The organism is Bdellovibrio sp. GT3 (assembly GCF_037996765.1).
GTDB lineage: Bacteria > Bdellovibrionota > Bdellovibrionia > Bdellovibrionales > Bdellovibrionaceae > Bdellovibrio.
Window position 1 is genome coordinate 46,334 of record NZ_JBBNAD010000004.1, and the last position, 19,670, is coordinate 66,003.

Below are 19,670 nucleotides of genomic sequence, written 5' to 3' on the forward strand. Positions count from 1 at the left end.
AAAAGCTCCGTTCTTATTTTGAACCAATTAGGTAGTTAAGATCAGCTTCAGCTTCATAAAACAGTCTATAAAGTTCAGTTCTTCTGTTTTTAAATTCGTAGAACTTTGAAAATGCATCTTGTAGATCGGGGCCATTTTTTACGCCGCGACTATATTCAGTTTTAGTCAGCTTTAGAAAATTTGCAGCACGTTCAACATCGTTATCAGCAGCATGAATTAGCTCGTGGATTAGCTTTAGGTCATGTGTCAGGTCATGTTCGGTGGCGTCGGCAAATCTTTTCGCATAAGCCAGCTTCTGGGAGGTTGACTGAATTTCTAACTCTTGCGCTCGTTTCGTAGCATAATCTTCTAAACCTTGACCGATACTCATACTGAGTTGAATTCCACTGACCCACTCATTCTCCTTCGCTAGCGCCCGCGTGTCGCTTTCTAGGAAGGAAGGGCGGCGATATGTTGTATAAATATCCAAAGAGGGTATCCACCATCTTCCGGTTTGGTCTTTTTTAAGAGAGTGAGATTGATGTTCCTGCTCTAAAATTTTGATGTCAGGATTTTGTGTATCCGAATTTGATGTAACAGGTAGTGACTCTGGAGGATGAGCAAATGAATCATTTAGTTCCATGTTTTCATGATCGTCATATGCAATAGCAATGGCTAGACGATTGCTAAGGGCATCTTGTTCTACCCTTAGTTTTTTGATTTGTTGAATAATTAGCGTCTTTTCAAGTTCGAATTGAACGGCATCCGCATTAGTTGCGACGCCGGCACCAGATCGACGTTTCGCCGATTGGATGTTCTGCTCGTTGTCCTTGAGCGCGGTTTCTAGCTCTACAAGGTTGTTTTTATTTGCGACCAGACGCCAATAAGTCTTTCTGGCATCTCTCAGTTCCGTGTGATAGTCACGGTCCGATTCCGCCTGTAACTGGGTTGTTTTGGACTCGCGAATTTTCTCTTCGAGTTTGTCACGGCCACCACGATAAATATTCATTGTAGCTTCTGCTCCCCAAAAATTACGCTGTTCTGCGGAAGCTGATCCCAATGTTGCTGATTCGGATCCGGCTTTGAGATTTAGTCCCGGCAGAAAAGAACGGTGCAGATAGCCCGTTCTCATCTGTGCCGCAGAAACTGCAATCTCTGAGGCGCGAACCTTCTCATTTTTTTCGCGTACCAGTGTTGGTAAGTCGCTAAAGGTTATCTTTTTAGGCGCGATGTTTGATTGTCCATGTGCCCAAGAACCAAATTGAAAAATAAAAAGTAGTGTCAGTGATTGCAGTTTCATTTCCTGTCCTTAGTCCAAATTATCGAAAGCGCTTAGGAGCTCTTTGCCGTTTTCTTTGATCGTCACGTCAATGTTATAAGGTTTGCCTTCTGGTTTTGGCATTTTTCCTTCAAATGATTTGTCTTTTGCCGCTAGATCAAATGTTGTTGTTTTCCATTTGCCTTTTACTTTCGCAGCAAGAGATGCGCTTCCTTTAGCATCAAAAGATTTAATATCCAGAGGCTTCATATCTTGATCGTAAATATAGACGCTCACGTTGCCATCCGCAGAGCGTACAAGTTCTGCTTTATGAACAAGCGTCGCTTTCGTGCCTTTGCTTGCATCCACTTTTGCAACTACAGCAGATACCAGGCCACCGTATTTCCCGGTGTCTGCCAATTTAGGCCCGTGACCTTCATCGTGTGCTGCTGCATTGAAGGACACCAAAAGTGTCATAGCAGATAGTGCTAAAAATTGTTTCATTTCCATTCTCCTTCTTCCTTGGTTGTTGTTTCGTTCAGATACTTCTGAACTGCCTTTTGTCCAAATTTAAAAAATACAGTTGGCGTCACAATCAGATCAAGAAGAGTGGACGAGATAAGTCCACCTACGATCACGACCGCAACAGGATGCAAGATTTCTTTCCCGGGATCGCCCTTAGAAAGAACGAGCGGGACTAGAGCAAGCGCTGCTGTAGATGCAGTCATTAGAACGGGAACTAACCGCTCCAAAGATCCGCGAATGACCATTTCTTTCGTGAATTTTTCTCCTTCTTCCTTCATCAGATGCAAATAGTGGCTGACCAACAGAATCCCGTTCCTGGTCGCAATGCCGCACAAAGTGACGAAGGCAACTAGCGTTGCAACAGAAAGAGTTCTTTCGGTGAGATAAATCGCCACAATGCTGCCAATCAAAGCTAATGGAACATTGAGCATGACTTGAAGGCTCAGCATCACAGATCGGAAGTGCATGTAGAGAACTAAGAATGTTCCAGCAAGGGCTAGCAAAGCAAGCCACGCAATACGCTGCGATGCCTCTTGCTGGCTTTCAAATTGACCACCTAGCTTAATGAAATATCCCTCTGGAAGTTTGATATTATCTTTGAGTCGGTTTTGAATGTCGTTCACGATGCTACCCAGGTCGCGCCCTGAAGAGTTTGCAGAGACTACAATACGTCTTTGCATATTTTCGCGGTTCACCATATTGGGGCCTGTGCCTTGATAAACGTTAGCGACTTCTGCAAGCTTAACTTTTTGTCCTGTCGGAAGCGTTTTTACTAATGTCTCGCCAATCTTTTCCGGTGTTTCTTTTGAGGCGTCGTCAAGTTTGATGAAAACATCATAACGTCTTTGTGTGTCTAGGAACTGTGTGACAGTTTCGCCATTCAAGGCGATTTCTAGATCTTCAGCAAGCGCCCCTGAGCTGAGCCCCACCTGACGACTTGCATCTCTATCGATGGCAATTTTAAGTTGTGGAATTAGAACTAACGGTTCGGTTTGCAGATCTACGATTCCGGGGACACTACCTAAGGTGTCATAAATTTGTCCACCGAGTTTACGTAATTCACTAAGGTCAGGGCCGAATACTTTCACTGCAATTTGCGCACGAACCCCGGAAAGCAAGTGATCAAGGCGATGACTGATCGGTTGCCCAAGGTTGACATAGACGTCTCCGACTTTTTCGGCACGCTCACGTATTTCATTTAGAACAATTTCTTTTGGCCTGCCGCCTGGCTTGAAGTCGACATCAATCTCGTGCCAGTGTACGCCTTCGGCGTGTTCGTCCATTTCTGCGCGCCCAGTACGACGTACGGTAGATTTAACTTCCGGAACACTGAGCATGGCCTCTTCGATTTTCGTTCCAAGCTTATCAGACGCGGCTAGGGAGATTCCCGGTGCTCCAGCAATGCCGATAGTTGCGGTTCCTTCGTTAAAGTTCGGAAGGAAGTTCCGACCCATTAGCGGCAGAAGAGCTAAAGATGCCAATAGCAGAGCTGCGCAGCCGCCTAATATCGTTAATGGACGTGGCAGCGTAAGGTCTAGAACTTTTAGCGCGAAACTCTTTAGTTTTCTTACAACCCATCCGTCTTTTTCTTCATGAACAGCTTTTGAAGAAGGCAATAGATATGAACAAAGAACGGGGGTGACTGTTAGCGAAACGACTAGAGATGCAATAATGGAGACTATATACGCAACCCCGAGTGGCAAGAACAAGCGTCCCTCGATTCCTCCAAGCGCAAACAATGGAAGGAACACGAGCACGACAATAATAGTGGAAAGAACAATGGAGTTTCTCACCTCGCTTGACGCTTCATAAATTACGCGTAGATAGCCTTTGGGAGAGCCTGCTTTCTTATTTTCGCGGAGTCTGCGGAATACGTTTTCAACATCAACGATGGCATCATCGACAAGCTCGCCGATGGCAATCGCCAAGCCTCCTAAAGTCATTGTATTGATCGTAAGTCCCATTATCTTAAACACAATTGCCGTCATTAATAGACTAAGAGGAATTGCGACTAGCGTGATCGAGGTTGTGCGGAAGTTTAAAAGGAACAGGAATAAAATGACTGCCACCATGAAAATACCATCTCGAAGTGCCTCTTCGACATTTCCGATAGCAGATTCAATAAAGTGGGATTGCTTAAAAAGATCTGTTTCAAGCTTAACTCCTTCAGGTAGTGTCTTCGCTAGTTCTTCCAATTCTTTGTCAATTGCACGAGTTAATTGAATAGTGCTGGCCGTCGGTTGCTTTTGTACGGTCATGATTACTGAGTGGCGGGCATTAATGCTCCCTTCGCCACGCTTAAACTTTGGACCTACCTTAACTTGCGCGACGTCTTTTACTCGAACAGGTTGTCCAAAGTGCATTGCAATGAGGGAATCTTCAATTTCTTCAATGGAAGAAACTCGTCCTATTGGGCGGATTAGATATTCTTTCTCGTTGATATCAATAAACCCACCTGTTGTGTTTTCACTGATGCGAGAAAGAGCTTCCTTTAAATCTTCAAGAGATAGACCTTTTTTCTGAAGCTTTTCGCTCGAAATTAGTATGTGATACTGCTTCACTTCGCCACCCATGACGACGATTTGGCTCACTCCGGGAACTGTCATCAGGCGAGGTCGCAGCGTCCAATCAGCAAGTGTGCGTAAGTCCATTGGGGAGACTTTATTCTCGGGGCTTGTAAGGCCGACGAACTGGATTTCGCCCATGATGGAGGTTACGGGGCCCATTGTAGGTTTGATTCCGGGTGGGAGTTGCCCTTCTAGGAGCTGCAGTCGTTCGGCGATAAGTTGTCGGTTTTTAAAGATCTCAGTATCCCAATCAAATTCGACATAAATAATTGCAATGCCAATGCCGCTACTAGAGCGAACTCTTAAGACTCCAGGTGTTCCATTGAGAACGGCTTCAATCGGAAGCGCAACCAGAGTTTCAACTTCCTCTGGCGCGAGACCATGGGCTTCTGCTAGCACCGTTACGGTAGGGCGATTGAGGTTTGGAAACACGTCCACCGGAAGATTTGGAAGTAGCCACGCTCCATAGGCTGAAATCGCGGCTGTAAGCAACAGTATTAAGAAACGGTGGCGTAAAGAGAACTGAATAAAGAAGTTGAGCATGGCTCTCCTCTAAGCGAAGTGGTAATTAAATTGGCAGCACTAGGCAGTGCCAAAGTTAAAGCTTTTAAGTTGTTGCGAGGCGATGGCTTATTAAGCTATCGGAGGGCGGAAAATAGAGCCAAGGCCGGGATCGAGTGGTGGTGTGGCATTCCGAGAGACACTAAAGGATGTGCTGGAAAGAATCAGGCCTACAAATTCACCGTATGCTGGCGACGTATAGGCAGCAGGTGAGCTACCAATTAGAATCGTATGGGAGTGAGCATCTGATTCATCATGATGGTCTTGTGGACCATGTGAATCAGGTTGATCGTGCTCTGTAGCTTCGTGATGATCATCTTCGTGGTCATGATCATCGGCGTGGGAATGAGAGTGTGTGACAGTGACCTTCGTGGTAATTGTCAAAGGACTTATTGCGGAAGCTTGAGAAGCGCTGAGGAAGTAAATGGACAGGGTCAGGAGCAAAAAAGAGCCGCGTAGAGCTTTCAGAAGAAGGCTCGCTGATTTCGTCTTGAAGAGGGCGGCGTAAATTCTTTTCATCAAATGTACTTTGTAATCTCTTTGATATCATCTAGATCGATATCTTTGTGGTTTCCATCTAAACAATGCTCAATATGATCGTGGATGTAAACGCTTTTTGCTGCGGAAATTGCTTTGGCCACAGCGTGAAGTTGCCTAGCAACGTCAATACATTCGCGTTCGTCTGCAATCATTGCAATAACTGTTTCGAGGTGGCCTTTGGCTCTTTTCAGTCTTTTAGAGACATCCTCATGACTTGCGTGTTGCTTTTTGTGTGCCATAGTCCTAGCATCCCTTCCCGGGGGATGGGATGTCAAGAAGTATGAGCCAAGTTTTAAAAATTGAGACACAGTTGTTGTTAGGACGGTTGCTAACCCGTTCTGGAGATCAGGCTTGGGACTTTATTGTGCCATTCGCATTACTTCATGTCTTTCCAGGAAAGTTACAAATTGCAGCGCTCTATTATTTGATCATCAAGATCGGAACATTTCTACTAACACCCTGGGTTGGTAAGTGGATTGACTCAAATCAACGCGGTAAGGTCGTTAAAATTGGAGTGTGGGTCCAATTCTTCGCGATCTTAGGCGGTATTCTTTGTTTTTATCTTTTAGATGGCTCAGTTCATAACAAATTCATTTATGTTGAAGATGGATTAGTAAAACCTCTTTTTGCATTGCTTTCGTTTTTTGGCATTATGGCTTCCCTAGGTTCTCTTATTACAGATATCTCTGTTGGAAATGATTTGGCACCGTCGCTTATACCTGCAGAGAAGTTGACTAAGTTTAATAGCTGGTTGCGCCGAATAGATTTGGCAACGGAAGTTGGAGCGCCAATCGTTGCGGGTATCTTATTCGCATTGGAGTCTCCACATATCCATCTGTTGGGGCTTTTAATTGTGGCTATCTGGAATTTAACTTCGTTTGTCCCAGAATATTTTCTCCTGTTAAATGTGATACGAAAATCGGGTCTTCATATAAAGGAAACCAATGCCACTAAAAGTTGGAAAGAACTTTTCCATTTTAATTATAAAGAAGCGGTTTCTAATCCTATCTTTTGGTTGATCTTTAGTTACGCACTTCTTTGGCTTTCCGTACTGAGTCCGCATGGGGTGTTGTTGGCTGGCTATCTAAAAGATAAGATGGAGTTGCCGGAAGGCGAAATCGGTCTATTCCGTGGCCTTGGAGCTGTATTTGGTCTCATTTCGACGGTGTCGTTTCCATATCTTGTTAAAAAGACTGGTCTCATAGAAAGCGCTAAACTCCATCTTGCGTTTCAAGGTTTTACGTTGACTGTCGGAATTACTGCTTTTGCTGTTAGGGTGCAGGGTGGTGTTTATATTTTTCTAACCTGTGTTCTTTTGTCGCGAATTGGACTTTACGGATTTTCCAACGGTGAGTTTGAACTTCGACAAAGACTCATCCCAGAAAAAAAGCGTGGTGAGTTGAATTCATTGAGTTACTTAACAACTACGATGGCAACTTTAGTGCTATTCAGTGCAGGAAGTTTGTTGCCTAGTACGGAAGATTTTAAATACTTGGTATTTGCCTCACTTGCAGCAGTCGTGCTTGCAAACGTCGTTTTCTTTAAATGGGCGAAAGGAAAAGAATTATAATGGCCGAACATACACATACGAGAGCAGAAGAAGTTCAAATGCATTTGCGGGCCGCCGAACAAGGGCTACAAGCTATTCAAAATATGATTGAAAAAGGTCAGTCCTGCGTGAGCATAGTTCAGCAACTAACAGGGATTATGAATCGTCTTGCTGATTGTAGAGCTATGGTCGCACGGGATCATATTGCCTCGTGCATTCGCACAGCGGTGATTGGCAAATTCAGTCGAGAGGTAAGCTAACTCAAGAGGCATTGCAGGTTATTTCCGACGACTTGAATAAATTGGCGCAAGAGAAAAAGGTTCTGAAGGACTATCTGGATGGTCTTAATGAAATGAAAGTGGATCAAGAGGATATTGAGGTTAGAGGAGAATTACTTTTTGAAAGACTAGAAGAGTTTGAAAAGGGATGGGCGAAGGCTCCGCAATCACAGCAAAAGATCCTTTTAAAAAGAGTTATCAGAAATGTTGTAACTCTGATTGATGGAATTAAAATTAATTATCGGTTGCGTGATGGAATAGATGAAAAAAGAAATCAGGGTATTGCCCCGGGATCTGATTTAAAAAATGAAAATGTCATTGAACTTGCGTCTGGATTCCGCGAAAAAGGGTCTTTAGGGAACTCTAGGGACTTGAAGGTCCTAGGTTCGCTTAAAGTAAGAAATGGTCGGGGAGATAGGATTCGAACCTACGACCCTCTGGTCCCAAACCAGATGCGCTACCAGACTGCGCTACTCCCCGACAGAGACAGCAACCTAACGAAAAACAGCCCCACTTGTCAAACTGCTAGATTCTAACGCGTAATATAAGTATCATTTTTTCCATGGAAAAGTTTTTGAACTCACTACCGAAGCCGGTCCTTGTTGTAGGCGCGATTTTAATCGCCGTCATCGTATTTATGGTCATGGAGCCGCCGCACACAGTCTGTGATACCCAGGAAGAGGGCTTGCGCGAAAGCCTGAAGGGGCAGCTTTTCTCTACTCAGGTTAAGAAAAACACCATCCCACCGTCTATTGTGCGCGAAAAAGAGGCATGTCAGCTGGGGAACAGCGCAGGCTCCTGCTACGAGTACTTTTCAACTTTAAAGAATGTGGCAGCCGCCGTGACCAAGGGGTCTTCGCAGTGTGCGGGGCAGCTTTATGAAGTGAAGGAAGTCGGTTCAGCGTTGAATGACGGTATCGAACTGATGGCGCGTCTGGCGTGGGGGATAAAGCCACCAGAGCCGGGGACATTTGAAAGATTCGGTTGGTTGACGGAGGCTGAGATCGCGACCTTCTGTCGCCTGAAGAATACTTATGTCAGAGCCAATGGAGAAGAAGCCTGGACAGCACTTCGTCAAAAAGTTTCTGCCAAGCTTCCGGGGGAGGAGGTCCCTCTGACACCCGAGGGGACAGTTTCAACTGTCGAGCCGCGTAAGGCATCAGAGGTCCTGACTGAGGAAGATATCTGGAATCGCAGCTTGTTTTCTGTTCGCTGCGATAATTATTAAAGAGCCACTAGAGCAATGGACTTCCAGGCGGGAGTTCTGTTTTTGAATTGAAGCGTGCCGCTAAGGGCGAAACTTTTGTCTAATTTATTTCGGATCAAATAGGAGAGGGCTTGGACTTTTTCGAGAGTCCATTCCGTCGGGTTTAAGCCAAATTGGCTAAGGTCAGTTTGCAGCTTAAGCAGGTTGTTTTGTTGTTGAGTCATGATTTGTATCCTTCGTTTAAAGTTTAAAAGTTAACGAAGGGACGATATTGCAACGGGGTGGCCAAGCCTTCCGGATGCCAAATCAAAATAAGCGGGCGCTGAGCCTTGTGTTGTCTGCGATGCTGGTCTAACTTCTTGGATATGAGACGAAACAGATTTTTAGAATACCTGGTGATTCAAGCGTTGGTGATCGTGGCCGTGATCGTGATTTTTGCCTCGATTTCAGAAAAGCAAATTGCAGCCACGGTCGCAGGGGTGCTGTTCGTGGTTATGCCGCTGGGATTGATGGCCTGGGAGCATAAGCATGCTCAATTCAAGGAAGCCGTCTGGTATGCCGGGGTTTTGCAGTTTTGGGTGATCTTTGCGCTGCCGATATTAGGGATTCGTCTGCTGAATTGGGGAGTGCCCTTCGATCAGCTCACTTTTTGGGGAGTTCCGGGACCGTTTTTACACAGCTGGTCGAGCAAATCTTACATGGTGATGATGCTTATCACCGCAATCCGTTGGTATAGGCTGGGCAAAAAGGCCGTTTAAGGATCTGAAAAATAAAAAAGCCGGGTTTTGCCCGGCTTTTTTAATTCCAAAAGGAAAGCTCTATTCAAATTTCGATCTAATTAGATCTCGAAAGGAACTGGAGAGATAGCTTCAGCTCTGTGGAATGTATCGTAAGCATCAGTACCAGATGGCAATAGAGCCAAGTTACGAGCTTTTTTAACTGCTGCAGCTACGCGTTTTTGCTGAGCTACTGACAATTTAGAGATGCGAGACGGAGTGATTTTGCCACCATCGCCGATAAAACGAGTCAAAGATGCTGGATCTTTGTAATCGAAAACGTGGTCGCCAGAGAATTCTTGTCTATATTTGCTACGAGTTGTCTTTTTCATGAGTACCCTCTTTTTGAGTTCCTTTTGGTTTGCGAGTTAATGGGTGTACAAGAAAAAACAGTTGCCATCAAGTGTCTTTTTACTTTATATCCTTGTTTCTTGTTTGCGGCGTCCCTATTGAATTTCAGGAAAGAATCCTGGGGTCGGGCGGCGCTGACCTCGACTTGTAGCTAGTAGGAGCACGTAATGAGCAAATGTGAAATCACTGGAAAAGGCCCAGTTGTAAAAAACTTGGTATCTCACTCCAACATCAAAACTAAAACAACTGCACAACCAAATGTTCAGAAAAAACGCATCTTTAGCCGTTCTTTGAACGCTATGGTTCGCTTGAACATCGCAACTTCTGCGCTTCGTGACATGGAGCACGTTGGTGGATTTGATTCTTATATCTTGGGTGCTAACGACGCGACTCTTTCTAAAAGAGCAATGGCCGTTAAGATGAGAATCAAAAAGAAAATCTCTTCTAAAAAATAATTGAGGCTACAAAATGAAATTGAAAATCAAAAAAGGCGCAACTGTACAAGTTATCTCTGGCTCTGACAAAGGTAAGAAGGGCACAGTTTTGGCTGTAGACGCTAACGCGATGAAAATCTCTGTTCAAGGTGTGAAAGTACAAACACACTATGACAAAAAAGATGGTCTTTTGAAAAAAGAAGGCTTCATCGATTACTCTAACGTTAAATTGGTTGAAGCAGCTGCTGCTAAAAAACCAGCTAAGAAATCAGCTAAACAAAAGTCCACATAGGCAATTCCTTCCCGGGATAAAGCCTAAATTTGGTCTCAAAGGTGATCTCTTCGTTTTAGTCTCCTACATAGCTGCGTAAAATTAAGTTGGATTCAGGAAACATTTGTTCCTGGAACAGACCTGGATCCCAACTTGTTAAGACAGGAGAGCAGCTTGATTAAACGAGACCAAATCACAGTGGAAAAATACAAGAAAGCACTGGTCGCTATGGCGATGCCAGTGCTTTTTTTTCGTCCCTAGCCTACGCTGATATCGGCGACGCTATGGTTCTTTGCAAGCACAACAAAACAGTACGCACGCTGCGTGTGGAACAAGGCTCTGACGAAAAGTGCAAAGCTATTTACACGAAGCAAGGTGTGGATCAGACTATTGGTTCTGCAACCAATGTGGGTTCCTGCGAGGAAATCGTCGCTGGAGTTCGTAAGACATTGGAAGAAGCCAAGTGGAATTGCCGCGACGTAAAAGAAGCGCGTTCCTCGACGGTTATTTCTGTTGAGTAGTCTGCCAGTCTGATTGTTCGGAAGGCGCTGAAGGAGAACCTATGAGTTCGGAGTTGGTGATTGCGGTAGCGCAAATGACCTCCATCGATGATGTCGATGCGAACCTGATGCAAATTGAAGCCCTCTTGGAAGATATCTTTAAATCCCACAAGCCTCGTCTGGTGGGATTCCCGGAAAACTGTCTCTACATGCGAACGAAAGAAGGGGAGAAAATCCTGGGCTTTGCGCTGACAGACGCCGTGTTTTCTAAACTTTCTGAACTCGCAAAAAAATATGATACCTATCTGCATCTGGGCTCGGTGCCATTGCAGCTGGAAGGCCATCTGTACAATTCGTCGATGTTGGTCACTCCGGCTGGAGAGGTAAAGCCGACTTATCAAAAATTGCATTTATTCGACATCCATCTGGAAGGGCAAAAGCCCATCCGAGAATCCGATGTCTTCCGTCACGGTCAGCGTCCCAGCATTATCGAAGTGGATGGCTGGCGTATTGGTGAAACGATTTGCTATGACATTCGTTTTGCCGAGTTGTTTTCTCAGTATGCCCGCAAGGAAGTGGACTTGTTGCTAGTCCCTGCGGCCTTTTTGGTGAAAACCGGAGAGGCGCACTGGGAGATCTTGCTGCGTGCTCGTGCGATTGAGAGTCAGTCTTATTTAATTGCCAGTGCCCAAGGTGGGACTCATATGGGAGTGAATGGTGGCGTGAGGGAAACTTACGGCCATAGCCTTGTTGTAGACCCTTGGGGGGCTGTGGTGGGACAGGTTGAGAGCCGCAATGTGGGTTACGCGATAGCCACTCTTACCAAAGAACGAATTGACGGCGTTCGTCGACAAATTCCAATGAAGTTTCATCGTCGGCTTCCGGTTGCCTAAAGCGATAAAATTCTGCATCATTTCTGGTGACATCTTTCTCAATTAGTTTTTAAATGCGCGGTGAACACAAGCGCAGGAAACGGGGTAATTATGATCCGTCTTTTCTTGGTTTCTGTTTTGATGACTTCTTTCATGGGCCAATCAGTTTTGGCTCAGGAAGTATTAGCCGGTGCTGTACGCGACGAGGGCCGTGAGGCTGAGTTGGCGCAAAAAGCAAAGAAACGCCTGTATCCAGGCGGCCGCGATGAGGGTGACTTGAAGGTTCAAGCTCAAGTGACGAATCCTCCACGCAAACTGGCTCCTCAAGCAGAACTTCCAGAAGAACCTAGCGAAGAATAAAGTAGAATTGAGGTCGATCAAAAAGCCACAGATGCAAGGCGGAGGGTTTTCCCACAGCGCAGGCGTACCTTAAGGTACGTCGGAGCGAGGACAAAGCCCGACAACGCAGTAGATGGGGTTTTTTCAGCGGCCGTGTAGGAGAGAATATGGTATACGATCATTTGCCTGAAGGCGTAACGCGCGAAACGATGGACTGTGATGTTCTGATCGTGGGTGGTGGATCTGCAGGTTTGTCCTGTGCACTTCGTTTGCAGGATCAAATCAACAAGCACAATGAAGACGTGGCTTCTGGAGCAAAACAGGGTCAGCCTATTCCAGATCAAATGATCGTGGTTATCGAAAAAGCGTCTGAAGTCGGAGCGCACAGCTTCTCGGGCGCCGTTTTGAATCCAGCAGCACTTCGCGAATTGGTTCCAAACTTCAAAGACGAAGGTTGCCCAATTGATTCGGAAGTTAAAAAAGACGCCGTCTATTACCTAGGCTCTGACTACTCCTTCAAAATGCCAATAACACCTCCTCCGTTTCACAACGAAGGCAACTACATTATCTCTGCCAGCAAATTGAACCGCTGGTTGGCGACAAAGTGTGAAGAAAAAGGCATCAACATCTTCCCGGGCTTCGCAGCTGTGGAAGCGTTGTACGAAGGTAACAAAATCGTTGGCGTGCGCACGGGCGACAAGGGTCGTGATAAAAACGGCAACCCTAAAGGCAACTTCGAGCCAGGTTTGATTTTGAAATCCAAAGTGACTGTGTTTGCTGAAGGCACACGCGGTTCATTGTTCAAAAAAGTTTCTGAAAAACTAAATCTTCGTGAAGGCAAACATCCGGAAGTATTTGAAGAGGGTGTAAAAGAAATCGTACAAATGCCAAAAGGAACTGTTGAGGCGGGTCAAGTGATCCACACAATGGGTTTCCCTTTGAGCAAATCCATCGGTGGTACTTTCATCTACACTTTGCCTGAAGATAAAATCATCGTGGGCTTGGTTGCCTACCTTGATACGAACGATCCTCTTTTGGATCCACATCGTGAACTGCAAAAATTGAAAACTCATCCGTTCATGCAGAACATGCTTAAGGGCGGAAAAGTTATCGCTTACGGCGGTAAAACATTGCCTGCGGGTGGCTGGTACTCCATGCCTAAGCTTTACGGCGACGGCTGGATGGTTATCGGGGACTCCGCTTCCATGGTCGATGTTAAGAAGCTAAAAGGCATCCACTTGGCGATGAAAGCCGGTATGTCGGCAGCGGATACGATCGTGGATGGTTTGATCGCGGGCGCCGAATTCAATGAATCCGTTACCAAAGCCTACGAAGCGCGTATTGAGAACAGCTTCGTTAAAAAAGACCTATGGGCTGTCCGTAACTTCCATCAGGCCCTTTCCAAAGGGATGCTGGAGGGGATGCCTCTTATCGCGGTTCAGGAGATCACAGGGGGCCGTGGCCTTCAGGATCCAATGCCTTTGGATCATACAGATGCTCAAACGACCAATAAAGTCGTTGAAGTCTGGGGTCCTAATGGATTTGACGAGCAATTGGGCGAACTTCCCAAACCAGATGGTCAGCTGTTCTTTGATAAGCTATCCAGCGTTTATTTGACGGGGACCATGCATGACGAGGACTCTCCTAACCATTTGATCCTTAAAGATGGGGATATCTGCCGTTCCGTATGTGAGCCTCAGTACAAATCCCCATGTAATCATTTCTGCCCGGCCTCTGTATACGAGATGGTTCCGTCTACAAAAGAGGCAGGTAAGAAAGACCTACAAATCAATTATACCAACTGTATTCACTGTAAGACTTGTGATATTAAGTGCCCATTCGAAAACATCGAGTGGACGGTGCCAGAAGGTGGCGGCGGACCACAATATCGCGAGGTCTAACCAGATAAGTGGGTGGGACCTGGCGGTGTAGGAAGTCGGACGACGAGGGATCCGACTTCTTTAACCAAAGAAAGGACCCATCCCCATGGCAGAATTTTTTGCGTCAACAGCACGCGGTCTCGTAGATCCATTAGAACAAGAACTTAAAGACTTAGGCCTTAAAGTAACCGGCAAAACCGCTGGTGGCGTATACTTTGAGAGCAACTGGGAAGGTTGCTATAAAGCGAACCTTCACTCCCGCATGGCCAGCCGCATTTTGAAACCAATCCTGGATTTCACGGCTTACCAACCAGAAGAATTGTACAATATGATTCTTCGCCATGATTTTACCAAATACATCAAACCAAATCAGACTTTGAGCATCGACGTTTCCGTGGGTGATTCAAAAATGCGCGATCAACGTTTCATCGCGATGAAAATCAAAGATGCTGTTGTGGACCAGTTCCGTGACAAATTTGGTGTTCGCCCTGACGTTGATAACTACAATCCGGCACTTCGTATTGTGGTTCGCTCTGTGAAAAATCAGTTCAACGTTTCCATAGACACTTCTGGTGATTCTTTGTTCATGCGTGGTTACCGCAAAGACGTGGGCGAAGCTCCGTTGAAGGAAAACCTGGCAGCGGGTTTGATCAAATTGTCTGATTGGGATGGTAAATCCGCATTGGTGGATTTCATGTGCGGATCCGGAACATTCATGATCGAGGCGGCAATGATGGCTAAAAACATCGCGCCGGGCATCAACCGCAAACGTTTTGGTTTCATGAACCTTTTGAACTTCGAACAAGACACTTGGGATAACGTGGTGGACGCTGCGATCGCAGGTGAAAAAGAAGAAATCGAAACCAAGTTCTACGCTTATGATATCGACAACAAAGTTTTGAAAGCGGCAAAAGAAAATGCGAAAGCTGCTGGCGTTGACGACGTGATCGAATTCAGAAAAGAATCCGTCGCGACTGTAGAACCCCCGGTTGAAAAAGGTCTTATCATCGTGAATCCTCCATATGGTGCGCGTATCGGTGACGAGGACAATCTTCGTGACGTTTACCGTGACCTGAGCTTCACATTGAAGCACAGATTCAAAGGCTGGGATGCTTGGATTCTTTCTGGAAACAAAGAGTTGATTGCAGACTTAAAATTAAAATCTACGCGCAAGCACTTCGTATTCAATGGTAATATCGAGTGCCGTTTCTTGAAGTACTCAATGTTCTAGTAGTTATGTGCCCTCTCCGGAGGGCTTTCTAAGGGGGAGTGTTATGATGAAAATTCTAATGGCTTTTATTATGACTCTCCCGGTATTTGCAGCGGCTGCGGTCACAAACATTTACGACTACAAATCCTATGATTGTAAGATTCGTACGGGCAGTGGTCAGGTTGTGAATGTCGTTGGTAATCTGATGACATTGTCGATTGATGAACATTACGGCCGATTTTTTCAGATTCATCTGTCCGTCGAAAAATCAATTATCCAATTGCAGGTTCTTCTTGAAGAGACTGCAGGTACGGCTCAGACTGGTGAAGTCATTTTACTGCAAAACTTGAAAGTCGATGAAAAAGAAACTTCGGTCGAAGTCATCACTCACGATGTGTCCACGACCGAAACAGTAAATCAGGATGTTTCAGCGATCTGCTCCATCCTGCGTTGATCTTAACGTGGCGGAAGCGCCACGGTTCCTGAACGATACTTCTCAATTTTAGTCCACATCGGGGCTCCGCCCGATGCCAACGGGTTAAACGGTCCCGCTTCAAGATTATCGATTGAATCCAAACGACGCATGCTGTGCGCTTCAATAACCTGTCCGTAAGTTCCTGGGAACACGTGATAGCCCGCATGAGCAACGCCGACAAAGAAAGGTGAAGATGTGAATTCCTGTGGGGGATTCAGGTCGAAGTTCACCAGTGTTTTTTTGTCGTCGATTTTCACGGTATAATACAGATCCTTTTTAATAACCGTCTGATAGCGCATCTCGTGCATGCCCCAAGCCGGGTTGTAGATAAACTCACCTGCGGAATTCCTAACGCCCGAGTCCCAGCTGACGACTTTGCCTTTGGTCAGGGTAGGATCTTCTGCGTCCCATTCTTTGTTCAAGTCAGGGCGAGCATTCCAGTAAAGCACTTTCCATCCCAGTTTTTGCAGATGCTGAGTCAGGACCACTCCGCTGGTGCCGTTGGCGATAACATTTTGATCAATGCGCGCCCACAGGGCTGCAAGCGCAGGTTCTTGGGTGGCGTCGATTCCTTGCTTTAGACATTTACGGGTCAGACCAATACAGCTGATGCCCTCCATTTGATCCACCACTGAGTCTGGAGCACCCACTTGGCGCACGATCTGCAATCGTTTTTCACGCGTGTTCAAGGATGGGTTGCGGTCGCCATAGTACTTGGAGACTTTGTGTTTTTTGAAGAAATCCAGGTGTGTTTTATAAGTGTCTTCGATGCACTGACTTGCAGTTTTTACGATCGCATCGTTGTGCTGCAGATACAGGGCTTTTTCGGCTGGGCTGACGACCAAGTCTGTGGGCTTGGCCTGAGCAAAGGTGGTCAGGGGAGCTAGGGCGATCAGCAAAGTGACTGCGAATGACATAAAAACTCCTGGAGTTAGGTATTGCGAATTTATATCAAAATATGGGCCGCCTTCATTTGAAACCAATGGATTATGGCGAATGTCACACTGTCAAAGCCTTCGACAGAGACCTCAAATTGACTTCGAACAAGCCCCGCGCTTTGACCCATGACTCTGTACGGGGAGGGCCTAAAATAAAGCCGAGAGGTATGGATGGCCGCGGAATCGAACCCACAAATCGATCCTCAAAAGCGCTATGAGACGCTGTTTAATTCGCGTATCGTGGGTATTCTTATCAGCAACCTCAAAGGGGAAATCCTCGAAGCGAATGATTATTTTTTAGAGATGCTGGGCTACAATCGCGACCTCTTTAAAAACAACAAATTCAATTGGCACGAGATGACTCCTCCTGAGTACATAGAAATGAGTATCGAGGCCCGGCAGCGTCTTTCTAAAAGTGGCGACTATGTCACTTTGGAAAAAGCCTATTATCACCGGGATGGGCATCTTGTTTATGTACGTTTGGGGTCCACTATTTTAGAGGGTGATGTCGTCATCACTTTGATTCAGGACGTAACTACAAGAAAAGCAGTCGAAAAAAAACTGGAAGAAATTCTGGGAAATCTGGAGGAGCGTGTCGAGGCGCGCACTCATCAACTGGCAGAGTCTGAATCATTTCTTTCGACCATTATCGAAAACATGCCCTCAATGGTATTCGTAAAGTCCGCTGAAGATTTGCGCTTTGTTCGTTTGAATCGTGCCGGAGAAAAACTTTTGGGGATTTCCCGTGAGGAGTTTGTCGGAAAAACGGATTTTGATTTTTTTAGCAAAGAGGTGGCTGAAGGATTTCGAGCTATAGATCGAAAAGTTTTAAACGGAGAGTTGCCTTTCGCGCTGACCGAGGACACGTTGCCCACTCGAAGCGGCATTCGATTTATCAGTACTATCAAGCTGGTGATTGTGGATAAGAGCGGCAAGCCACAATACCTGCTTGGAGTGACCGAAGACATCACGGAACGAAAAGAGCTGGAAAGACAGCGCGAAGAGCTGGTACGGGCTCAGGCGGAAAAAGAGCTGGCGGAAGCCCAGGCGCGCCAGGCAAGTTTCATTTCCGATTTGACCTTTGCGATTTCACATACCTTTGATTTGTCCGAGATGTTGAAGGCGTTTACTGAAAAAATGGTGCCGGTGTTCTGTGATCTTTGTGTCGTTGAATTGATAGATGAAGAGGGCATGGATTTTAGTCATACCGTTGTTCACGGCTTGAGCCAGGAAGAGGAAGATTTTATTTGGCGCTGGCGCAAACTGAATCCACCCAAATGGGATCCGGAATCGGGAGGTCCTCTTTTTATTAAAGACCGAAAAGCTAGGGTCTTTAATTCCCGACAACATCATGAGCAGCATGTGGAGAAAAATTTCAGCGTTGATATGGAATTCGAAGATTCAGATCAGGAATTTTCGGAGTCTTCGATGGTTGTACCATTATTGGTGCGAGATCAGAAACCCTTGGGTTATGCGTCCTTCGTGTCTACTAAATCTCGTCGGAGCTTTTCTGCAGCAGACCTGGCTTTGTCGGAGGAGATGTGCCAAAGGCTCTCGGTGCTTATTGAAAACTCCCGGTTGTACTATCGTTCTTTGGATGCCAGTCGCGCTAAATCTGACTTCTTAGCGAACGTCAGTCACGAGATCAGGACTCCTTTGGGGGCGATGTTGGGGTTTGCGGAGATTCTAAAGGAAGATGAAAGTCTGTCTATGGATCAGCAAAGCGCTCTGGATACCATCTTGCGTAATGGTCAGCAGTTGCTGAAAATCGTGAATGAGATTTTGGACATCTCGAAGGTCGAATCCGATAAGATTCAAATTGAGCAGGTGAAATTCAATCTGCCAGAACTGGTCGGCGACATCGTTCATTTGTTGCGAGGCAAGGCCGAGGAAAAAGGTCTTGAGATGCACCTGGAGATGAAGAACTTACCGGATTACGTTGTGACGGATTCCGGAAGATTGCGGCAGATTCTTATCAACATCATCAGCAATGCTATTAAATTCACCGACGAGGGATCAATTGCTATTACGGCCAGTGGTGTCTTGTTAGGGGCGAAGGCGCAATTGATTTTTATAGTAAAAGACACGGGGATTGGAATCAGCAAAGAGGGGCGGGTGAAATTATTCCAACCCTTCACGCAGGCGGATACGTCGACGACTCGGCGATATGGTGGAACTGGTTTGGGATTGTTTTTGTCCCGAAGGCTGGCGCGTCTTTTGGGCGGAGATATCTCGTTTTCCAGTATTGAGGGCGAAGGCAGTGAATTCACCGTGACCGTAATGGCGTTGCTGCCGGTGCATAATGAAGTGGTGGATTCGACTTTGGCTGGCGAGTCATCGGATGATGATAATTTGGAAAATAAAAAAGGTCGGGTGTTGGTCGTCGATGATGCCTCGGACAATCGCGAACTCTTTAAACGATATTTGATCAGGTCTGGGGTGAGCGAGGCGCAGATTGAGATGGCTGAGAATGGTGCAGAGGCCTTGGAGAAGGCTTTTGCTGGTGGCTATCAACTTATCTTAATGGATATTCAAATGCCGAAGATGGATGGTTTCCAGGCAATTCAAAGTTTGCGAAGTCGGGGGTATCAGGGGCGTGTGGTCGCACTCACGGCTCATGCCATGAAAGGGGATCGGGAAAAATGCCTGGAAGCAGGATTTGATGGGTACTTGCAAAAACCTTTGAAGAAGGAAGAGTTGCGAGAAGTTTTAAATAAGGAGCTTTTTTAAGATAAAAAAAGGGAGATTAAAATCTCCCTTTTTGATTCTAAAATTTTTAAAGAATATTAGAATGGTTTAGTGATCGCTAGCATCGCTGCCGTCGTGCCGAAACCAAAAAGAAGAATCGCGACTGGCCAGCCGATTTTGCCTTTGCGTTTAACCACAGAAATAGCGGCACCCATCAATACCCAGATACCAAGCTTAGCCAAAGCCCAACCCGGAAGTTCTTTCATGATGCCAAGCTTAGCCAACATTCCAAAACCACCAATCAGCAGGAACATAAGACCCAGACCGTGAGTTGCATAGGACATCATGCGGGCTTTCGCATTCAATGCAACACCAGCGTAAGTTGAAACCAAAAGACCACCAAAGCCGAAGAACAATGTGATAATTCCCAGAATGTGGATGATTTTATAAAATTGATAGCTCATAGGGCCCT

At 45.9% G+C, this 19,670-nt stretch carries 21 protein-coding genes and 1 tRNA gene; 13 read left to right on the forward strand and 9 right to left on the reverse strand.

Features of this window, described 5'->3' with window-relative positions; genetic code table 11:
• Positions 1 to 13 precede the first annotated feature (13 nt).
• The 5 genes from AAAA73_RS01855 to AAAA73_RS01875 all read right to left on the reverse strand — a co-directional run bounded on the left by AAAA73_RS01855 (position 14) and on the right by AAAA73_RS01875 (position 5,669).
• Entirely contained in the window at positions 14 to 1,279 is a 1,266-nt protein-coding gene (locus AAAA73_RS01855) for a TolC family protein (RefSeq protein WP_340596450.1), read from the reverse strand.
• Positions 1,280 to 1,288: 9 nt separating this feature from the next.
• Complete coding sequence (locus AAAA73_RS01860) at positions 1,289 to 1,741, reverse strand: hypothetical protein (RefSeq protein ID WP_340596451.1); 453 nt, start codon at positions 1,739 to 1,741, stop codon at positions 1,289 to 1,291.
• Positions 1,738 to 4,872, reverse strand: a complete 3,135-nt coding sequence (locus AAAA73_RS01865) for an efflux RND transporter permease subunit (RefSeq protein ID WP_340596452.1) — start codon at positions 4,870 to 4,872, stop codon at positions 1,738 to 1,740. Before AAAA73_RS01865 ends, AAAA73_RS01860 begins: the two co-directional genes overlap by 4 nt.
• A gap of 90 nt (positions 4,873 to 4,962) precedes the next feature.
• Positions 4,963 to 5,274 carry a hypothetical protein gene (locus AAAA73_RS01870; RefSeq protein ID WP_340596453.1) on the reverse strand — a complete coding sequence of 104 codons (312 nt, stop codon included), beginning with the start codon at positions 5,272 to 5,274 and terminating at the stop codon, positions 4,963 to 4,965.
• A gap of 134 nt (positions 5,275 to 5,408) precedes the next feature.
• Positions 5,409 to 5,669 (reverse strand): metal-sensing transcriptional repressor, encoded by a 261-nt coding sequence (locus AAAA73_RS01875; RefSeq protein ID WP_340596454.1) that lies wholly within the window; start codon positions 5,667 to 5,669, stop codon positions 5,409 to 5,411.
• Between the two features lie 29 nt (positions 5,670 to 5,698).
• Between AAAA73_RS01875 and AAAA73_RS01880 the strand changes: the two genes are divergently transcribed.
• A complete protein-coding gene (locus AAAA73_RS01880; RefSeq protein ID WP_340596455.1) occupies positions 5,699 to 7,000 on the forward strand; it encodes an ABC transporter substrate-binding protein in 1,302 nt (433 codons plus the stop codon).
• Positions 7,000 to 7,239: a metal-sensing transcriptional repressor gene (locus AAAA73_RS01885; RefSeq protein ID WP_340596456.1), complete on the forward strand. Its 240-nt coding sequence runs from the start codon at positions 7,000 to 7,002 to the stop codon at positions 7,237 to 7,239. The genes AAAA73_RS01880 and AAAA73_RS01885 overlap by 1 nt, the downstream gene beginning before the upstream one ends.
• Before the next feature lie 421 nt (positions 7,240 to 7,660).
• Here the strand turns inward: AAAA73_RS01885 and AAAA73_RS01890 are convergent.
• Positions 7,661 to 7,737, reverse strand: a tRNA-Pro gene (locus AAAA73_RS01890).
• Positions 7,738 to 7,819: 82 nt separating this feature from the next.
• Here AAAA73_RS01890 and AAAA73_RS01895 point away from each other — a divergent pair.
• Together AAAA73_RS01895 and AAAA73_RS01900 are read left to right on the forward strand one after the other, a co-directional pair.
• A complete protein-coding gene (locus AAAA73_RS01895) occupies positions 7,820 to 8,485 on the forward strand; it encodes a hypothetical protein (protein WP_340596457.1) in 666 nt (221 codons plus the stop codon).
• A gap of 344 nt (positions 8,486 to 8,829) precedes the next feature.
• Complete coding sequence (locus AAAA73_RS01900; protein WP_340596458.1) at positions 8,830 to 9,222, forward strand: hypothetical protein; 393 nt, start codon at positions 8,830 to 8,832, stop codon at positions 9,220 to 9,222.
• An 80-nt stretch (positions 9,223 to 9,302) separates the two neighbouring features.
• Here AAAA73_RS01900 and rpsR read toward each other — a convergent pair whose 3' ends face one another.
• Entirely contained in the window at positions 9,303 to 9,572 is a 270-nt protein-coding gene (gene rpsR / locus AAAA73_RS01905) for a 30S ribosomal protein S18 (RefSeq protein WP_142701242.1), read from the reverse strand.
• Positions 9,573 to 9,758: 186 nt separating this feature from the next.
• Here rpsR and rpmB point away from each other — a divergent pair, with 186 nt between their 5' ends.
• The 8 genes from rpmB to AAAA73_RS01945 all read left to right on the forward strand — a co-directional run bounded on the left by rpmB (position 9,759) and on the right by AAAA73_RS01945 (position 15,551).
• Positions 9,759 to 10,046 (forward strand): 50S ribosomal protein L28, encoded by a 288-nt coding sequence (gene rpmB, locus AAAA73_RS01910; RefSeq protein WP_340596459.1) that lies wholly within the window; start codon positions 9,759 to 9,761, stop codon positions 10,044 to 10,046.
• A gap of 13 nt (positions 10,047 to 10,059) precedes the next feature.
• The gene (locus tag AAAA73_RS01915) at positions 10,060 to 10,317 is read left to right on the forward strand and encodes a KOW motif-containing protein (RefSeq protein ID WP_142701240.1); all 258 of its coding nucleotides are present in this window, start codon (positions 10,060 to 10,062) and stop codon (positions 10,315 to 10,317) included.
• A 263-nt stretch (positions 10,318 to 10,580) separates the two neighbouring features.
• The gene (locus tag AAAA73_RS01920; RefSeq protein WP_340596460.1) at positions 10,581 to 10,817 is read left to right on the forward strand and encodes a hypothetical protein; all 237 of its coding nucleotides are present in this window, start codon (positions 10,581 to 10,583) and stop codon (positions 10,815 to 10,817) included.
• Positions 10,818 to 10,858: 41 nt separating this feature from the next.
• Positions 10,859 to 11,689, forward strand: coding sequence for a carbon-nitrogen hydrolase family protein (locus AAAA73_RS01925; RefSeq protein WP_340596461.1), 831 nt, complete (start codon positions 10,859 to 10,861; stop codon positions 11,687 to 11,689).
• Positions 11,690 to 11,779: 90 nt separating this feature from the next.
• Positions 11,780 to 12,028, forward strand: a complete 249-nt coding sequence (locus AAAA73_RS01930; RefSeq protein ID WP_340596462.1) for a hypothetical protein — start codon at positions 11,780 to 11,782, stop codon at positions 12,026 to 12,028.
• A 146-nt stretch (positions 12,029 to 12,174) separates the two neighbouring features.
• Positions 12,175 to 13,908 carry an electron transfer flavoprotein-ubiquinone oxidoreductase gene (locus AAAA73_RS01935; RefSeq protein WP_340596463.1) on the forward strand — a complete coding sequence of 578 codons (1,734 nt, stop codon included), beginning with the start codon at positions 12,175 to 12,177 and terminating at the stop codon, positions 13,906 to 13,908.
• Between the two features lie 85 nt (positions 13,909 to 13,993).
• The gene (locus tag AAAA73_RS01940) at positions 13,994 to 15,118 is read left to right on the forward strand and encodes a THUMP domain-containing class I SAM-dependent RNA methyltransferase (RefSeq protein ID WP_340596464.1); all 1,125 of its coding nucleotides are present in this window, start codon (positions 13,994 to 13,996) and stop codon (positions 15,116 to 15,118) included.
• 43 nt (positions 15,119 to 15,161) lie between these two features.
• Positions 15,162 to 15,551: a hypothetical protein gene (locus AAAA73_RS01945; RefSeq protein WP_340596465.1), complete on the forward strand. Its 390-nt coding sequence runs from the start codon at positions 15,162 to 15,164 to the stop codon at positions 15,549 to 15,551.
• A 2-nt stretch (positions 15,552 to 15,553) separates the two neighbouring features.
• On the opposite strand, the gene AAAA73_RS01950 is transcribed toward AAAA73_RS01945, so the two are convergent.
• Complete coding sequence (locus AAAA73_RS01950; protein WP_340596466.1) at positions 15,554 to 16,489, reverse strand: hypothetical protein; 936 nt, start codon at positions 16,487 to 16,489, stop codon at positions 15,554 to 15,556.
• A 192-nt stretch (positions 16,490 to 16,681) separates the two neighbouring features.
• Here AAAA73_RS01950 and AAAA73_RS01955 point away from each other — a divergent pair, with 192 nt between their 5' ends.
• Positions 16,682 to 19,240, forward strand: a complete 2,559-nt coding sequence (locus AAAA73_RS01955; RefSeq protein ID WP_340596468.1) for a PAS domain S-box protein — start codon at positions 16,682 to 16,684, stop codon at positions 19,238 to 19,240.
• 56 nt (positions 19,241 to 19,296) lie between these two features.
• Here AAAA73_RS01955 and AAAA73_RS01960 read toward each other — a convergent pair whose 3' ends face one another.
• Positions 19,297 to 19,662: a hypothetical protein gene (locus AAAA73_RS01960; protein WP_340596469.1), complete on the reverse strand. Its 366-nt coding sequence runs from the start codon at positions 19,660 to 19,662 to the stop codon at positions 19,297 to 19,299.
• Positions 19,663 to 19,670 lie beyond the last annotated feature (8 nt).

What these genes read in the sequence shown, in the direction of transcription:
- AAAA73_RS01855 (WP_340596450.1), bottom strand. Translation starts at nt 1,279, where the DNA reads ATGAAACTGCAATCACTGACACTACTTTTTATTTTTCAATTTGGTTCT.
- AAAA73_RS01860 (WP_340596451.1), bottom strand. Translation starts at nt 1,741, where the DNA reads ATGAAACAATTTTTAGCACTATCTGCTATGACACTTTTGGTGTCCTTC.
- AAAA73_RS01865 (WP_340596452.1), bottom strand. Translation starts at nt 4,872, where the DNA reads ATGCTCAACTTCTTTATTCAGTTCTCTTTACGCCACCGTTTCTTAATA.
- AAAA73_RS01875 (WP_340596454.1), bottom strand. Translation starts at nt 5,669, where the DNA reads ATGGCACACAAAAAGCAACACGCAAGTCATGAGGATGTCTCTAAAAGA.
- AAAA73_RS01880 (WP_340596455.1), top strand. Translation starts at nt 5,699, where the DNA reads ATGTCAAGAAGTATGAGCCAAGTTTTAAAAATTGAGACACAGTTGTTG.
- AAAA73_RS01885 (WP_340596456.1), top strand. Translation starts at nt 7,000, where the DNA reads ATGGCCGAACATACACATACGAGAGCAGAAGAAGTTCAAATGCATTTG.
- AAAA73_RS01895 (WP_340596457.1), top strand. Translation starts at nt 7,820, where the DNA reads ATGGAAAAGTTTTTGAACTCACTACCGAAGCCGGTCCTTGTTGTAGGC.
- AAAA73_RS01900 (WP_340596458.1), top strand. Translation starts at nt 8,830, where the DNA reads ATGAGACGAAACAGATTTTTAGAATACCTGGTGATTCAAGCGTTGGTG.
- rpsR (WP_142701242.1), bottom strand. Translation starts at nt 9,572, where the DNA reads ATGAAAAAGACAACTCGTAGCAAATATAGACAAGAATTCTCTGGCGAC.
- rpmB (WP_340596459.1), top strand. Translation starts at nt 9,759, where the DNA reads ATGAGCAAATGTGAAATCACTGGAAAAGGCCCAGTTGTAAAAAACTTG.
- AAAA73_RS01915 (WP_142701240.1), top strand. Translation starts at nt 10,060, where the DNA reads ATGAAATTGAAAATCAAAAAAGGCGCAACTGTACAAGTTATCTCTGGC.
- AAAA73_RS01920 (WP_340596460.1), top strand. Translation starts at nt 10,581, where the DNA reads ATGGTTCTTTGCAAGCACAACAAAACAGTACGCACGCTGCGTGTGGAA.
- AAAA73_RS01925 (WP_340596461.1), top strand. Translation starts at nt 10,859, where the DNA reads ATGAGTTCGGAGTTGGTGATTGCGGTAGCGCAAATGACCTCCATCGAT.
- AAAA73_RS01930 (WP_340596462.1), top strand. Translation starts at nt 11,780, where the DNA reads ATGATCCGTCTTTTCTTGGTTTCTGTTTTGATGACTTCTTTCATGGGC.
- AAAA73_RS01935 (WP_340596463.1), top strand. Translation starts at nt 12,175, where the DNA reads ATGGTATACGATCATTTGCCTGAAGGCGTAACGCGCGAAACGATGGAC.
- AAAA73_RS01940 (WP_340596464.1), top strand. Translation starts at nt 13,994, where the DNA reads ATGGCAGAATTTTTTGCGTCAACAGCACGCGGTCTCGTAGATCCATTA.
- AAAA73_RS01945 (WP_340596465.1), top strand. Translation starts at nt 15,162, where the DNA reads ATGATGAAAATTCTAATGGCTTTTATTATGACTCTCCCGGTATTTGCA.
- AAAA73_RS01950 (WP_340596466.1), bottom strand. Translation starts at nt 16,489, where the DNA reads ATGTCATTCGCAGTCACTTTGCTGATCGCCCTAGCTCCCCTGACCACC.
- AAAA73_RS01955 (WP_340596468.1), top strand. Translation starts at nt 16,682, where the DNA reads ATGGCCGCGGAATCGAACCCACAAATCGATCCTCAAAAGCGCTATGAG.
- AAAA73_RS01960 (WP_340596469.1), bottom strand. Translation starts at nt 19,662, where the DNA reads ATGAGCTATCAATTTTATAAAATCATCCACATTCTGGGAATTATCACA.